The sequence below is a fragment of the Winogradskyella psychrotolerans genome, assembly GCF_018860565.1.
Taxonomy (GTDB): domain Bacteria; phylum Bacteroidota; class Bacteroidia; order Flavobacteriales; family Flavobacteriaceae; genus Winogradskyella; species Winogradskyella damuponensis.
The window spans coordinates 1-14,190 of sequence record NZ_JAHKPS010000029.1 but is presented as its reverse complement, the minus strand read 5'-3'; the positions used below and the strand labels follow the sequence as shown (position 1 = coordinate 14,190).

Annotated in this window: 13 protein-coding genes; 8 read left to right on the top strand and 5 right to left on the bottom strand. The window is 31.8% G+C overall.

Going from position 1 to position 14,190, the window contains the following annotated elements; all coding sequences use genetic code 11:
* The first annotated feature begins 45 nt into the window (after window positions 1-45).
* The 5 genes from KO504_RS15455 to clpX all read left to right on the top strand — a co-directional run bounded on the left by KO504_RS15455 (window position 46) and on the right by clpX (window position 4,775).
* On the top strand, window positions 46-810 hold the full coding sequence (locus KO504_RS15455) for an alpha/beta fold hydrolase (protein WP_215928346.1): 765 nt from the start codon (window positions 46-48) through the stop codon (window positions 808-810).
* Window positions 811-835: 25 nt separating this feature from the next.
* Window positions 836-1,183: a phage holin family protein gene (locus KO504_RS15450; protein ID WP_215928344.1), complete on the top strand. Its 348-nt coding sequence runs from the start codon at window positions 836-838 to the stop codon at window positions 1,181-1,183.
* A gap of 79 nt (window positions 1,184-1,262) precedes the next feature.
* The gene (gene tig / locus KO504_RS15445) at window positions 1,263-2,585 is read left to right on the top strand and encodes a trigger factor (RefSeq protein ID WP_215928342.1); all 1,323 of its coding nucleotides are present in this window, start codon (window positions 1,263-1,265) and stop codon (window positions 2,583-2,585) included.
* A 209-nt stretch (window positions 2,586-2,794) separates the two neighbouring features.
* Window positions 2,795-3,469, top strand: coding sequence for a ClpP family protease (locus KO504_RS15440; protein WP_215928340.1), 675 nt, complete (start codon window positions 2,795-2,797; stop codon window positions 3,467-3,469).
* A 76-nt stretch (window positions 3,470-3,545) separates the two neighbouring features.
* Window positions 3,546-4,775, top strand: a complete 1,230-nt coding sequence (gene clpX, locus KO504_RS15435; RefSeq protein WP_215928333.1) for an ATP-dependent Clp protease ATP-binding subunit ClpX — start codon at window positions 3,546-3,548, stop codon at window positions 4,773-4,775.
* A 282-nt stretch (window positions 4,776-5,057) separates the two neighbouring features.
* Here the strand turns inward: clpX and KO504_RS15430 are convergent, their stop codons facing one another.
* Window positions 5,058-6,575: a GH3 auxin-responsive promoter family protein gene (locus KO504_RS15430; RefSeq protein ID WP_215928331.1), complete on the bottom strand. Its 1,518-nt coding sequence runs from the start codon at window positions 6,573-6,575 to the stop codon at window positions 5,058-5,060.
* A 53-nt stretch (window positions 6,576-6,628) separates the two neighbouring features.
* On the opposite strand from KO504_RS15430, the gene KO504_RS15425 reads away from it, so the two are divergent.
* Window positions 6,629-7,420, top strand: coding sequence for a DUF2797 domain-containing protein (locus KO504_RS15425; RefSeq protein ID WP_215928329.1), 792 nt, complete (start codon window positions 6,629-6,631; stop codon window positions 7,418-7,420).
* An 86-nt stretch (window positions 7,421-7,506) separates the two neighbouring features.
* On the opposite strand, the gene KO504_RS15420 is transcribed toward KO504_RS15425, so the two are convergent.
* Window positions 7,507-8,241 (bottom strand): LytR/AlgR family response regulator transcription factor, encoded by a 735-nt coding sequence (locus KO504_RS15420; RefSeq protein WP_215928328.1) that lies wholly within the window; start codon window positions 8,239-8,241, stop codon window positions 7,507-7,509.
* An 80-nt stretch (window positions 8,242-8,321) separates the two neighbouring features.
* Window positions 8,322-10,490, bottom strand: coding sequence for a tetratricopeptide repeat-containing sensor histidine kinase (locus KO504_RS15415; protein WP_215928326.1), 2,169 nt, complete (start codon window positions 10,488-10,490; stop codon window positions 8,322-8,324).
* Between the two features lie 214 nt (window positions 10,491-10,704).
* Here KO504_RS15415 and KO504_RS15410 point away from each other — a divergent pair, with 214 nt between their 5' ends.
* Window positions 10,705-11,736, top strand: coding sequence for an SIMPL domain-containing protein (locus KO504_RS15410; RefSeq protein WP_215928325.1), 1,032 nt, complete (start codon window positions 10,705-10,707; stop codon window positions 11,734-11,736).
* Window positions 11,737-11,741: 5 nt separating this feature from the next.
* A complete protein-coding gene (locus KO504_RS15405; RefSeq protein ID WP_215928323.1) occupies window positions 11,742-12,908 on the top strand; it encodes a vWA domain-containing protein in 1,167 nt (388 codons plus the stop codon).
* A 62-nt stretch (window positions 12,909-12,970) separates the two neighbouring features.
* On the opposite strand, the gene KO504_RS15400 is transcribed toward KO504_RS15405, so the two are convergent.
* Window positions 12,971-13,987 (bottom strand): PorP/SprF family type IX secretion system membrane protein, encoded by a 1,017-nt coding sequence (locus KO504_RS15400; RefSeq protein ID WP_215928322.1) that lies wholly within the window; start codon window positions 13,985-13,987, stop codon window positions 12,971-12,973.
* Window positions 13,988-13,993: 6 nt separating this feature from the next.
* The coding region (locus KO504_RS15395) for a T9SS type B sorting domain-containing protein (RefSeq protein WP_215928320.1) at window positions 13,994-14,190 on the bottom strand (197 nt) is incomplete at its 5' end.

Below are 14,190 nucleotides of genomic sequence, written 5' to 3'. Positions count from 1 at the left end.
TAAGCTAAAAACACGACGCTTAAAGAAACTTCAAACTCAAAAAACATGAATTTACACTCAAACATAATAGGAGAAGGAAAACCATTTATAATTCTACACGGATTTTTAGGAATGGGTGACAATTGGAAAACCCTAGCCAAACAATTTTCTGAAGCCAATTTTGAAGTTCATCTTATAGACCAGCGTAATCATGGTCGTAGCTTTCATTCTGAAGAATTTGATTACGACGTAATGGCTGAAGATTTAAAAACCTATTGCAAAACCAACAACTTAAAAGAGGTTGTTTTATTAGGCCATTCTATGGGTGGAAAAACAGCAATGCTTTTTGCTACTAAATACCCTGAGTTAGTAAACAACCTTATTGTCGCTGATATCTCTCCACGTTATTACCCTGTACATCATGATGCTATTTTAGAAGGCTTAAGTCAATTAAACTTTTCAGAACTCAAAACCAGAGGCGAAGCAGACAAAGCATTAAGTAATTATGTTCACGAAGTTGGAACTCGTATGTTTCTACTCAAAAATTTATACTGGGTAGAAAAAGGACAATTAGGTTTACGTATTAATTTAGACGTTTTAAAAGCAAACGTTTCTGAGGTAGGAGAAGCGCTTCCTATACATGCAACCTTTCAAAAAGACACGTTGTTTTTAAGAGGTGATCGCTCAGAATATATTGGAGAAGCAGATGAAACTATAATTCATCGACATTTTCCAAATTCTAAAATTATAACAATCTCTAACGCCGGACACTGGTTACACGCAGAAAACCCTAAAGAGTTTTACAAAGCTGTGATGAATTTTGTATCTTAGGTAAACTTAATTAAATATTGAAATTATGAATTTACTGATTAGACTTTTACTAAACGCCTTAGCTGTTTTTGTTTTGGCTAACATACTCAATGGAGTCCATGTAGATGGTTATGTTGGGGCTATTATTGTCGCTGTAGTTTTATCAATTCTTAATTTGCTGGTAAAACCTTTTTTAGTTATCCTTACCTTACCAATTACCATTATGACTTTGGGTATTTTTTTATTAGTCATCAATGCCCTCATCATTCTATTAGCAGATAAACTTGTAGACGGATTTAGTGTCTCAAGTTTTTGGACAGCCATATTATTTAGTATTCTGCTATCTATCTTACAATCATTGCTACAATCCTTTTTAAAAGACGACAAAAAGTAGCTGATATACAAACGCTTAAAACTATTGTTGGGTTGTAAAAAATATTGTATTTTTGCAGCCCAATTTTAGTTTCAAGAAAATGAATATTACAAGAGAAAACATCGACGCATTAAATGCAGTTGTAAAAGTTGATATCGCCAAAGAAGATTACAGCGATAAAGTAGAAAAAATATTAGTAGATTACCGTAAGTCTGCAAACATTCCTGGTTTTAGAAAAGGTCACGTACCAATGGGAATGGTAAAGAAGCAATATGGTAAAGCGGTTTTAGTAGATGAAGTAAATAAATTATTACAAGATGCTCTAGGTAAGTATTTAGTTGAAGAAAAATTAGATGTATTAGGTAACCCGTTACCAAAAGCTCAAGACGATTTAGATTGGGATGCTGAGGCATTTACTTTTGAATTTGAATTAGGTTTAGCACCAGAATTCGATGTAAATCTAAAAAGTAAGAAAGCAATAACGCATTATAATATTGTGGCAGATGACAAGATGATCAACGATCAAGTTGAAAACATCCAAAAGCAATATGGTAAAATTGTTTCTCAAAGCGAAGTAACAAAAGATTCTGAAATTACAGGAACGTTTACAAACGAAGAAAAAGAAATCGATAATTCTACAATGCTTACTTTAGATAAATTGAAAGGAAAAACAAATCCTAAGAAATTTATGGGAGCAAAAGTTGGCGATGTTATTTCACTAAAAACAAAAGGATTATTTAACGATGATCATGATTTAATGACCTTCTTAAAGGTCTCTCACGATGATGCTCATGGTTTAGATATTGATGTGAATTTTACAATCACTGAAATTAACGAACGTGAATTAGCAGATTTAGATCAAGAGTTATTTGATAAATTATTCGGAAAAGGAGTTGTAACATCAGTAACAGAATTAAAAGATAAGATAAAGGAAGATTCAGAAAAGCAATTTGCACAACAAGGTGATCAGAAATTGCTAAATGATGTTACCGAAAACTTAATCGAAAACACAAAATTCGATTTACCAGCAAGCTTCTTACAAAAATGGATGCAAACTGCAGGTGAAGAAGAAATGACTGAAGAGCAAGCTAAAGAAGAATACGAAAAGTCTGAAAAAAGCATGCGCTACCAACTTATTGAAGGTAAATTAATCACAGAGCACAAGCTACAAGTTCAGTTTGAAGAATTAAAGTCTTATGCTATGGAAATGATTAAAGGTCAGATGGCTCAGTTTGGTCAAATGAATCCTTCAGATAAAGAACTAGAAGACATTGCAGCTCGTATCTTAGGAAACCAAGACGAAGTAAAGCGTATGTCTGAGCAATTAATGAGTCAGAAGTTATTAAACTTATACAAAACTGAAGCTAATATTAAAACCAAAGACATCACTTATGATGATTTTGTAAAAGAATTCTATAGCTAATTTTAAAAATATTAAGGCTTAGCCTTAAAACCTTAAAATGTGGTTAACGTTAAAACGGTAACCTAAAAATTATTAGTATCTTTAAGGCGTAAAATGTAAAAATTTTACGCTTTTTTTTGGAATATATTTTTCATAAAAAACTAATATCACACTGAGCACAGTAGCAGTGCTTTATTGAAAAAACATTAATTAAAAGAATTAAAATTCATATGGATTACGGAAAAGAATTTGAAAAATTTGCAATAAAAGACCAAGGTATTAATAGCAATTACTACTCTAAGATTATTGAGAGCATGTACCCTTCTAACATGACGCCTAATATTATTGAAGAACGTCAGATGAACATCGCCGTTTTTGATGTATTCTCGCGTTTAATGATGGATCGTATTATATTTTTAGGCACAGGTGTTAACGACCAAGTAGCCAATATAATCCAAGCACAGTTACTGTTTTTACAAAGTACTGATGCCTCAAAGGATATTCAAATTTATATCAATTCACCAGGAGGTTCTGTATATGCAGGCTTAGGTATTTATGACACAATGCAATTTGTAAAACCAGATGTAGCAACTATATGTACAGGAATTGCGGCTTCAATGGCAGCTGTATTATTATGTGCTGGAGAAAAAGGAAAACGTTCTGCGTTAAAGCATTCTCGTGTAATGATTCACCAAGTAAGTAGCGGAACTCAAGGTCAATTAAGCGATATGCAAATTGCTTTAAAAGAAACCATTAGAGTTAAAGAAGAATTATATGCCGTAATTGCTAAACATTCTGGAAAATCTATTGAACAAGTGGAAAAAGATTCTGATAGAGATTACTGGATGCGTTCTCAAGAAGCTTTAGACTACGGAATGATTGATGAAATTTTAGAACGAAAGTAATTATAACTACTTTCGACTAATTAATTAAACGTAAAATTTAAGATTCTTGCTTTAGCAAGAATTAAAAACATTGAAGATGGCAAAGGAAGAATTAGAATGTTCATTTTGTGGTAGGAAAAAGCCAGAAACCAGCTTACTTATTGCAGGTTTAGATGCACACATCTGTGATCGTTGTATTGAGCAAGCACATGGTATTGTAATAGAAGAATCTAAACAAACTGGTAATTCTGAATTAAGTGCAGAATTAATGCTAAGAAAGCCTAAAGAAATTAAGGGCTTTTTAGATGAATATATTATTGGACAAGAAAACACCAAACGTGTAATGTCTGTTGCAGTTTATAATCACTATAAACGTTTATTACAAGCACCAACAGAAGATGATATTGAAATACAAAAAAGTAATATCATAATGGTTGGGCAAACAGGTACTGGAAAAACATTAATGGCAAAGACTATTGCTAAAATGCTAAATGTACCTCTTGCAATTGTTGATGCAACAGTGTTAACAGAAGCTGGTTATGTAGGTGAAGATGTGGAGAGCATTTTAACACGTTTATTACAAGCTGCAGATTACAATCTTGAAAAAGCACAACGCGGCATCGTTTTTATTGACGAAATTGATAAGATTGCTCGTAAAAGCGATAATCCATCAATTACTAGAGATGTATCTGGAGAAGGCGTACAACAAGCTTTATTAAAACTTTTAGAAGGTACTGTAGTTAATGTACCACCAAAAGGAGGTCGTAAGCATCCAGATCAAAAATTTATTGAAGTAGATACCGAAAACATTTTATTTATTGCTGGTGGAGCATTCGATGGTATTGAACGTGTAATTACGAAACGTTTAAACATGCAAGCTATTGGTTATAGCTCTATAAATAAAGAAAGTGTTGATAAGGATAACATTTTACAATATATTATACCTAAGGATTTAAAAGATTTTGGATTAATTCCTGAAATAATTGGTCGTTTACCTGTATTAACTTACATGGATCCTTTAGATGCTAAAACTTTAAGAGCAATCTTAACAGAACCTAAAAATGCCATTATTAAACAATACAAAAAACTGTTTGAAATGGATGATGTTAATTTTACCATTACAGATGGCGCTTTAGATTATATTGTAGGAAAAGCTATTGAATACAAACTCGGCGCTCGTGGTTTAAGATCGCTTTGCGAAGAAATCTTAACTGAAGCAATGTTTGAATTGCCTGGTTCTGGTGAAACAAAATTAAACATAACTAAGGCTTATGCTGAGGATAGATTAAACAAATCAACATTAAAGAAGTTGAAGGCCGTATCTTAAGTTAGTATTACTTTTAAAATAAAAAACCACAATTTCTAATATTGAAATTGTGGTTTTTTTAGTTCGGGATTGATTAATATAATATTGCTAGCAATATATGTTAAGGGATTGTAAAAGTTAATAGCACATTAATTTTTAGCTAAGATATAAGCCACACTCAAAGTAAGGCGTGTTCGCTTTAATTATTAGGTAAAACACAAGTAATTTTCGTTATACCGTTTTTTTGTGTTTTTTTTCAGGATAAACCGTTGTTGTGCTTATTTTATGGGCACCAAAGCCAATTTATTGGGTATTGAGATGTAATAATTCTTCTAAATAAACTCTATTATTAGATAATCGAGGGACCTTATGTTGGCCTCCAAGTTTATCATTTTCTTTTAACCAATCATAAAACAAATTGGGTCTTGCACTATGAATTGTTGGTTTATTTAACGTCATGTTATTAAAACGCTTAGCCTCATAATCAGAGTTTAAAGCTTTTAAAGCATTGTCAAATAACTCTTCAAAATAAGACATGTTTTTAGGCGGAGTTTTAAACTCAATAATCCACTCATGTGCACCTTTTTCTTTGCCTTCCATAAAAATTGGTGCAGCAGTATAATCTACTATTTCTGCCGATGTACGTTTGCATACACTTTTAAAAGCTTCTTCTGCATTCTCTATAATTAATTCTTCACCAAAAGCATTGATATGATGTTTAGTTCTGCCTGTCACTTTAATTCTATGCGGACTCAGACTTACAAATCGAATCGTATCTCCAATTTTGTATCTCCACAATCCTGCATTAGTTGTAATAACCACAGCATAATTAGTATTTAATTGTACATCACTCAACGGAATCACGATTTGTGATTCGGTACCATAGGCGTCCATTGGAATAAACTCATAAAAAATACCATAATCTAGCATCAACAATAAATCACTAGAACTGTTTTGATCTTGAATAGCAAAAAAGCCTTCAGAGGCATTATATATTTCGTAATATCTAAATTTATTAGAAGGTAAAATAGCCTTGTACTGTTCTACATAAGGATTAAAATTTACTCCACCATGAAAGTAAACTTCTAGATTAGGCCAAATATCAAAAAGACTGTCCTTTCCTGTTTTATCTAGTACATTATTAAGTAAAACTAGCATCCAAGATGGTACACCTGCAAGACTTGTTACATTTTCCTCTATAGTTTCTTCAACTATAGCCTGCATCTTAGTCTCCCACTCGCTCATTAGCGACACTCTATTACTAGGTGTACTGCTAAATTCTGCCCAAAACGGCATATTATCTATAAGAATAGCACTTAAATCTCCAAATACAGTGCCGTTCTCTTTGTATAATTCTTTACTACCACCTAACCTTAAGCTTTTACCTGTAAACAACTGTGCATCTTCATTATTATTTAAATACATACATAATAAATCTTTGCTTGCTGCATAATGGCAATCTTCTAAAGATTCGAGACTTACAGGAATAAATTTACTTTTAGCGTTAGTCGTTCCACTAGACTTAGCAAACCATTTTATAGGTCTAGGCCAGAAAATATTTTGTTCGCCATTACGCGAACGTTCTATTAAAGGTTGGAACTCTTCGTAATTTACAATTGGTATACGCTCGTTAAATTCTCTATACGTTTTTATAGAATCAAAGTCATATTTTCTACCTATTTCTGTGTCTTTTGCTACTTTTAACAAGCTAAAAAGCAATTCATTCTGTACTTCGTTTGGGTATTTTAAAAACAGTTCAATTTGATGGAATCGTTTTTTCAAAAACCATGAAGCTATAGAATTTACAATAGGAATTGGCATAGATTGGCTATCTTTACGAGATAAATGAATGCTAAAAATACTAAAATTCTTTTATGGTTTACACAGGAGTCCTCACAAAAATGCAAACTGAATTTTTAGAGCCAATTCAATACTATTTGGTCTTTAAACATGATTTTATTCACGTGAATCAATTATTAAACAAAACCATTGACATAAAACTTGTTGGACATCAATGTTTAAGCTGTGGATTAGATAGGCCTATTTACCGCCAAGGCTTTTGTAAAACTTGCTTTTTTGACAAACCACTTGCAGGAGATTGGATAATGCGACCAGAATTAAGTACAGCACATTTAGACAAAGAAGATAGAGATTTAGACTACGAGAAAAAAGTGCAATTGCAACCACATATTGTGTATTTAGCCAATTCTAGTAACGTAAAAGTTGGAGTAACTAGAAAAAGTCAAGTACCAACACGTTGGATTGACCAAGGCGCTCATGAAGCTGTTGAAATTGTAGAAGTACCCAACCGCTATTTAGCAGGCATTACTGAAGTTGCTTTAAAAGATCATGTTGCTGATAAGACCAATTGGCGAACTATGCTAAAAAATGATATTAAAGATGAAGATTTGTTAGCATGGAGACAAAAATTAAAGCCATACATACCTGAAGAAGCACAACCCTATTTTATTGAAAACAATTCTGAAACACACATACATTTTCCTGTAGAACAATACCCTTTAAAACCTAAAAGCCTTAATCTAAGTAAAACTCCAAATTATTCTGGAAAATTAGTTGGTATTAAAGGACAATATTTCATTTTTGAAGATAATACGGTTTTTAATGTAAGAGCTAACGAAGGGTCGGTTGTAGAATTAACGGTTTAAAAACACTGTCAGTTTGAGCCCAATCGAAAACCTTAAAAACCTGATTATATTTTGATTCATGAGCTTCCTTTTTCCAAAGGGATTGGTTACTTAAAATAAGACAACAAATCAGACTTCTTTGAAGCTGATACCATAATCTCTTTACCATTACTTAAGACCACACTTCCTCCTTTGCCTTTTACATATTTCACTATTTCATTGACGTTGACTAAGTAACTTTTGTGAACTCTAGCAAAATTGGAATCTTTTAGACTTTCTTCAATATACTTTAAAGTTTTACTCACAAGTTTCTTCTTATTATTGTTTAGATATATTTCGGTGTAGTTATCATCAGCCTTACAATACATAATGTCTACAGTTTCTATAACTTCGAAGCCATCTTGTTGTGGAATGGTAATTTTACCACTCACAACATTCGTTTTTGGCACTAAAACTTGATCTTGCAATGCATCTTCCTTTGTTCTAATTTCTGTTACATAATCTACAGCCTTTATCAACTCATCAATAGAAATGGGTTTCATTAAATAATAAGACGCATGTGCATTTAACGCATCTATGGCATAATGGTTATAAGCGGTTACAAATATGGTTTCAAAATTAACATCTCCAACTTTATCTAATAAATCAAAGGCATTACCATAAGGCATTTCTACATCTAAGAACACTACGTCTAAATCATTATTTCTAATTAACACTAAGGCTTCTTCAACATTAGCAGCTTCACCTAGGATTGAAATATTAGGACAATACTTCGTCAAATAATTCCTTAGAATTAATCTACTATTTTCTTCGTCTTCTACTATTATGGCGTTTAATTTCATATTCATTTCCTGCTAAAGCAGTAATCTTTTTAATTATACTTCTATTAAATAATGCACTTTGACTGTATTCAATGTGACATTTAATCCTTTTTTAAGGTTACAACTACTTTTGTTCCTGCATCTTCCAATTCTTGAAAATCAGCAATCGTTACATCTACTTTATCTTTATACATTTCATTTAAAATGGCAACACGTTTTTTAATGTTAGTCATTCCTTTAGAATTTTGCTTTTTCTGATGGTCTGTTTTCAAAGTTTTAGAGCGCTCCCTTCCAATTCCATCATCTGAAATAGTGATGGTTATTTCGTCTTTAGATTTTGGCTGAATATGAATATGCAAATGCCCTTTATCTTTTTTATAGCGCAAGCCATGCCATACCGCATTTTCGATGTACGGTTGTAATAGCATTGGTGGAATCTGGAATTCTTCAACATCTATGGTTTCATCGACATCTATAGCATAATCAAATTTATCTTGAAACCTAAAATGCTCTAATTTGGTGTATAAATTCAACAATTCTATTTCTTTTTTCAATGGAATAAAATCCTCTTCACTATTCTCCAAAACCGCACGCATTAATTGTGAGAAATCTGACAAATATTTATTAGCAGTACGTTCATCATTTGTTGCTATAAAGGTATTCACAGAGTTTAACGCATTAAAAATAAAATGCGGATTCATTTGACTTCGCAACGATTTTAAGGCCAACAAATTATTTGCTAAGCGTTGTTGCTTTATATATTTAAACATTAAAAAACCTGTAATTAAAAGTAATACCAAACCACCTATTAACGAATAAATAATAAGTTGTTGACTTTTGTTTCGTTCTTGTGTTAACTCGTAAGTACTCTTAGATAAGGCGCGATCACTTTCTAAAGATGTTATTCTATTTTGTTGTTCAGCAATATTTCGGCTAAAACGCGCTGCTTGGGAAATTTTCTGAATTTTTTTAGCGTATAATTCATCTACAACATCTTTATACTCGTCATTATAAGCTATCGTTTTTTCAGTATTTCCTAATCTAGCATTAACTTCAGATAGCTTACGAGTTGCATCTAATTTTACATCTAAATCGCCTTTTTCGCCAGCCTCTTCCCTACTTTTTTCTAAATATGGTATAGCTTTAGTTAAATCATTACTTAACAAATACGCATTACCAATTTTATAATTTTGCTTTTGAGAAGTAATAGGGCTTTCATTACTTATAACAGAATCATTTTCAATGTCTTTTATCCCTTCTATAGCCAATTTCCTTAATACAATTTCACTTTCATAATCTGCATTATCACTATTAAATTCGGCCACTTTCACTTGTTCTTCAACAGCCCTTTTTTTATTCTCTTTTTCTGCTAATTTTAAAGAATTACTAAAGTAACTTTTTGCCTTATTCGTTTGTCCTTGAACACTATAAACCTGTGCTATTTTAGAATTTAAGTCGGTAACTTTTGGTGCTATTAGGTGTTTGTTAGCCACCTCTAATCCATCTTCGTAAGCCGTAATAGCTTTAGTATAATCCTTAATTTTCACATAAGCATCACCAACACCTTCAAACCAAACTACCCTATCATAATTAGGTAACGATTTTTGATCCATCGTTTTATATGTATAAAGACTTGTTGTAAAATCATCATTATCTAGATAAGACTTTGCTAATTTTAACTGAGCAGAAGATGTCTTTGCATTTTGAAGACTAATTTTATATGCAGAAATTGCCAAATCAAACTGTTTCCAATGTCTATATATATCTCCTAACAACTCATGCGCTTCTGCACTTTGTTCTGTATTAATATCTACATTTAAGGCATTACCAATAAACTTAATACTCTTTTCTGCATCTTTTTTGAGATAGGCATCTGCAGAATCAATCATTTGATTAAAGCGTTTAAAATCCCCTTTAAGCTTAGAACGTAAGCCAGACTGTTTAGAATCTATAACTTCAATCGTAATACGTTCGTTGGACTTTATGGTATAATATATGGTTTCAAAATCTTTATGGCTAATAATTAACTCATCACCAATCTTGGCCATTACATTAAATGTTCCATCAAAATTAGTTCTTGTGTATTTCCCGCCATTCACTAATATCTCAACGTCACGATAAGGTGTATGTGAACTTTTTTCATAGACTGAGCCTCTAATGGCAAACACAGCCTCATTAGTTCTTTTGCCTATTTCATTTTGCTGTCCAAAGGATAAAAATCCTACTAGGCAAAACAATAATAGAAAACAATATGTTCTAGATATTTTCACTTACACAATTTATTTGTTGGACTAAACTTACATACTTTATTTGGTTTCAAAAAATGGACCGTTTAGAAGTGGGGCCTTTTTCACTAATAAAAAGCCTAGGCTACTAAATAAATCGTCGGTTTTACTCAGCCAAAAGCCCTCTTTACGCATTCTTGTTTTTTAGCACTGTTTTTTAGACAGAGCTTTACCCATAAATCAAAAAACAATATTAAACATGAAAACAATCAATTTAGGATTAGTGCTTTTACTCATAAGTAGCATTACTATTTCTGCACAACACAGAGGGAATTATAATGAAATTACAAGCGACATTTCGAGACAAAATATTTTAAGCTCTGGAAATGCCAAAATCTACAATCCAACGGTTCAGCAACAAATAAATCAAACACTTTACCCAAGCAATGTATTAACAGTAGATGTAAAAGCATTACAAAATGCTAGTGCCACAACATATACTGCCATTTTTAACCTCTCTCAAATAGGACCTTCTGCAGAAAAGACAAACCAATTAATGAAAGAACGTATAGACAGTATTAAGTATCGTTTAAATGCTAAAGGCATTACTCAAAAAAATATAGCTATTGATGTCATTTCGTTCATTCCTATTTACGAAGTCGAAGTCACAAAAAAATTATTCAGTAAAACATATACCGAAGTTCCTAAAGGCTTTGAATTACAACAAAACATTCACATTCAATTTACAAAAACCAATCAATTTGAATCTATTTTAGAAGCCTGTGCGCAAAGCGAAGTTTATAATTTAGTTAAGGTTGATTATTACATTGACAACATTCAGGAGGTTTATAAAAACCTTCAAGATGAATTATTAAAACTTATTGATGAGAAAAAAAATTATTATCAAGCTTTAGGCTTTGACATGGCGACTTATGATATAGCAATTGCAGATGATAAATATTGTTATTTCCCAAAGGATTTCTACCAAAGCTACCAAGCTTATAATAGCGTTTCTGTTGAAGCTTTAGATAAAAATAAAGGTATTACAACAGCAAAAAAACAAACCTCATACTATTACCAGCCCTTGACTTACGAAAATTACGATGTGGTTATTAATCCTTCCATTTTAGAACCTGTTGTTCAAATAGGTATGAATATAAAACTTGTTTTTACCCCTAAACCTAAAGAGAAAAAAGAAACCCCTAAGATAGAAACAAAAATAGACCATAAGTATTATATAATTTCTCCAAACGGCACTATTGATGTTAAGGAACTAAACACTAAAAAATAAAACATATGAAAACTCCATTTAAAACTTTAATCCTTGCTGTGAGCTTAGTATCACTTTTGGCTTGCAATGCAAATTCAAAAAATAGAACTCAAGATTTAGCAATCTCTGAAATAGTAATTAAAACAACTTCAAAAAATAAAAACCCAGAAATTAAAGTCGCTCTATTATTAGACACCAGCAATAGTATGGATGGTTTAATAGACCAAGCCAAAGCACAACTTTGGAAGATTGTAAATGAATTATCCTATGCTAAGTGTGAAGATAAAAGTCCTAATCTTAAAATCGCACTTTACGAATACGGCAACGATAACCTTAACGCAGAAGAAGGTTATTTAAGACAAGTTATTGCTTTTAGTGATGATTTGGATGAAATTTCAAAATCATTATTTTCATTAACTACAAATGGTGGTAATGAGTACTGCGGAAAAGTAATTGAAACTGCGCTCAATCAATTAGAATGGGGAAGTAGTAATAATGATCTAAAACTTATTTTCATTGCAGGAAACGAGCCGTATTCACAAGGAAATGTAAGTTATAAAGAGGCATCAAAGTTCGCACACAATAATGATGTAACCGTCAATACTATTTTCTGTGGCGATTATAACCAAGGGATTTCAACCAAATGGAAAGATGGAGCCGATTTAACACATGGAAATTATATGGCAATTAATCATAATGAAGCAACTGTTCATATTGCTTCACCTTACGATGACAAAATTTTAGAACTCAATGAAAAATTAAATCAAACCTATATTGCTTATGGAAGTGCTGGTAGAGCCAAAATGGAAATGCAAGCAGAACAAGATTCAAATGCAAGAAGCTATAATAAAGCAAATGCAGTGAGCAGAACCGTTAGTAAAAGTTCTCGTCTGTATAAAAACAGCTCTTGGGATTTGGTAGATGCCGAAAAAGAAAAAGATTTTTCTTATGAAGCGCTAGATAACAAACAACTACCAAAAGAATTACAAGGGAAATCTAAATCTGAAATTAAGTCCTTTATTGAAAAGAAATCTAAAGAGCGTAACAAACTTCAAGATCAAATTGTTGCATTAAATATAAAACGTCGGAATTATGTTACACAACAAAGCAATGATGCTACAAACAATTTAGAAACGGCTATGATAAAAGCATTAAAAACTCAAGCCGAAAAGAAAAATTATAAATGGGAATAATTAAGTAAAAAGAAAAAGGCTCAATTTACATTGAGCCTTTTTTATATATAAAAAATATACTATTAATTTACCGCAGGACAGTTACATTCATATTTCTCTCTTCTACAATTAAAATTGAAACCAAGAGTTAATTGATGAAAACCACCTGTATTAAAGTTTACAGTATTTGCTTGATAAGAATACGTATAAGCAAACACAAAATTGTTATAATCAATTCCTAAAAATGGAGTAATGTACTGTAGCTTTTGGTTACTAACACCAGATCCATCTTGAAATTCTGCACCATCTAAACTTCTTCTATAAGATAATCCACCCCAAACTTTACCAAAATCCATTTCTTTATAAACTTTAGCATTGATATCAATAGATGATTCTTTTGTCGCATCTCTATACATATACATTAAAGAAGGCTCATAACTCCACTCACTACCAAACTTACTGAAAGTGTAACCTGAAGAAAGTAAATAAGTTCTTAGATTTTTAAATTCGAAACCACTTATACGATTCCAGTTAATACCTTCATTATCTAAAATATTTTTAGCTGTAAAATGGGCATAAAAATCTATAAAATGATAAGAAAAACCGAAGTCAATATTAAAGTTAGTATCACTTTGTACTATATACCCAACAGCATCATCTAAAGGCTCACCTGGAACTAACCAACTTGTTTCATCTAATTTATACTGAAGAAATCCAGCACTTAAACCAAATGACAACATATTTAAATCAATCTCATTTCTTGAAAACATTAAATGATAAGCAAATGTTGCATAACCACCAACTGTTGAGTGGTAACCATTTGCGTCATTAAAAAGAATTCCTCCAATCGCAACAGGAGAATCACCTAATCTTCCGTTCATACTTAATGTTTGAACACTTGGTGCATCATCAACACCAAACCATTGTTGCCTTGCTGTTAGCCTTATTTTGGCACAATTAGCAACACCAGCCATAGAGGGGTGAATTAAATAATAATTATCCGTTAAATAATCCGAATAAATAGGAATTCCCTCTTGGGCAAAACTAAAATTTGCCAAAAAAGCTATAAATGCTACTAAACAATACTTTTTTAATTTCATAATTTTTTATCGTTTCAAGGTAAAATGGGCTTTATATTCTTTACGTTCATTAGTTATTGGTTCGTTGTATTCTACTCTAAACCAATAGTCGCTTGTTGGTAATGCGTTACCATTATACGTTCCGTTCCAACCGTTTCCATCTGGACTCAATTGTTTTAATAATTTTCCGTAACGGTCAAATATGTAAATTTTTGCACTACTTC

Coding starts and splice junctions, on each gene's coding strand:
- KO504_RS15455 (WP_215928346.1), top strand. CDS start 46: ATGAATTTACACTCAAACATAATAGGAGAAGGAAAACCATTTATAATT.
- KO504_RS15450 (WP_215928344.1), top strand. CDS start 836: ATGAATTTACTGATTAGACTTTTACTAAACGCCTTAGCTGTTTTTGTT.
- tig (WP_215928342.1), top strand. CDS start 1,263: ATGAATATTACAAGAGAAAACATCGACGCATTAAATGCAGTTGTAAAA.
- KO504_RS15440 (WP_215928340.1), top strand. CDS start 2,795: ATGGATTACGGAAAAGAATTTGAAAAATTTGCAATAAAAGACCAAGGT.
- clpX (WP_215928333.1), top strand. CDS start 3,546: ATGGCAAAGGAAGAATTAGAATGTTCATTTTGTGGTAGGAAAAAGCCA.
- KO504_RS15430 (WP_215928331.1), bottom strand. CDS start 6,575: ATGCCAATTCCTATTGTAAATTCTATAGCTTCATGGTTTTTGAAAAAA.
- KO504_RS15425 (WP_215928329.1), top strand. CDS start 6,629: ATGGTTTACACAGGAGTCCTCACAAAAATGCAAACTGAATTTTTAGAG.
- KO504_RS15420 (WP_215928328.1), bottom strand. CDS start 8,241: ATGAAATTAAACGCCATAATAGTAGAAGACGAAGAAAATAGTAGATTA.
- KO504_RS15410 (WP_215928325.1), top strand. CDS start 10,705: ATGAAAACAATCAATTTAGGATTAGTGCTTTTACTCATAAGTAGCATT.
- KO504_RS15405 (WP_215928323.1), top strand. CDS start 11,742: ATGAAAACTCCATTTAAAACTTTAATCCTTGCTGTGAGCTTAGTATCA.
- KO504_RS15400 (WP_215928322.1), bottom strand. CDS start 13,987: ATGAAATTAAAAAAGTATTGTTTAGTAGCATTTATAGCTTTTTTGGCA.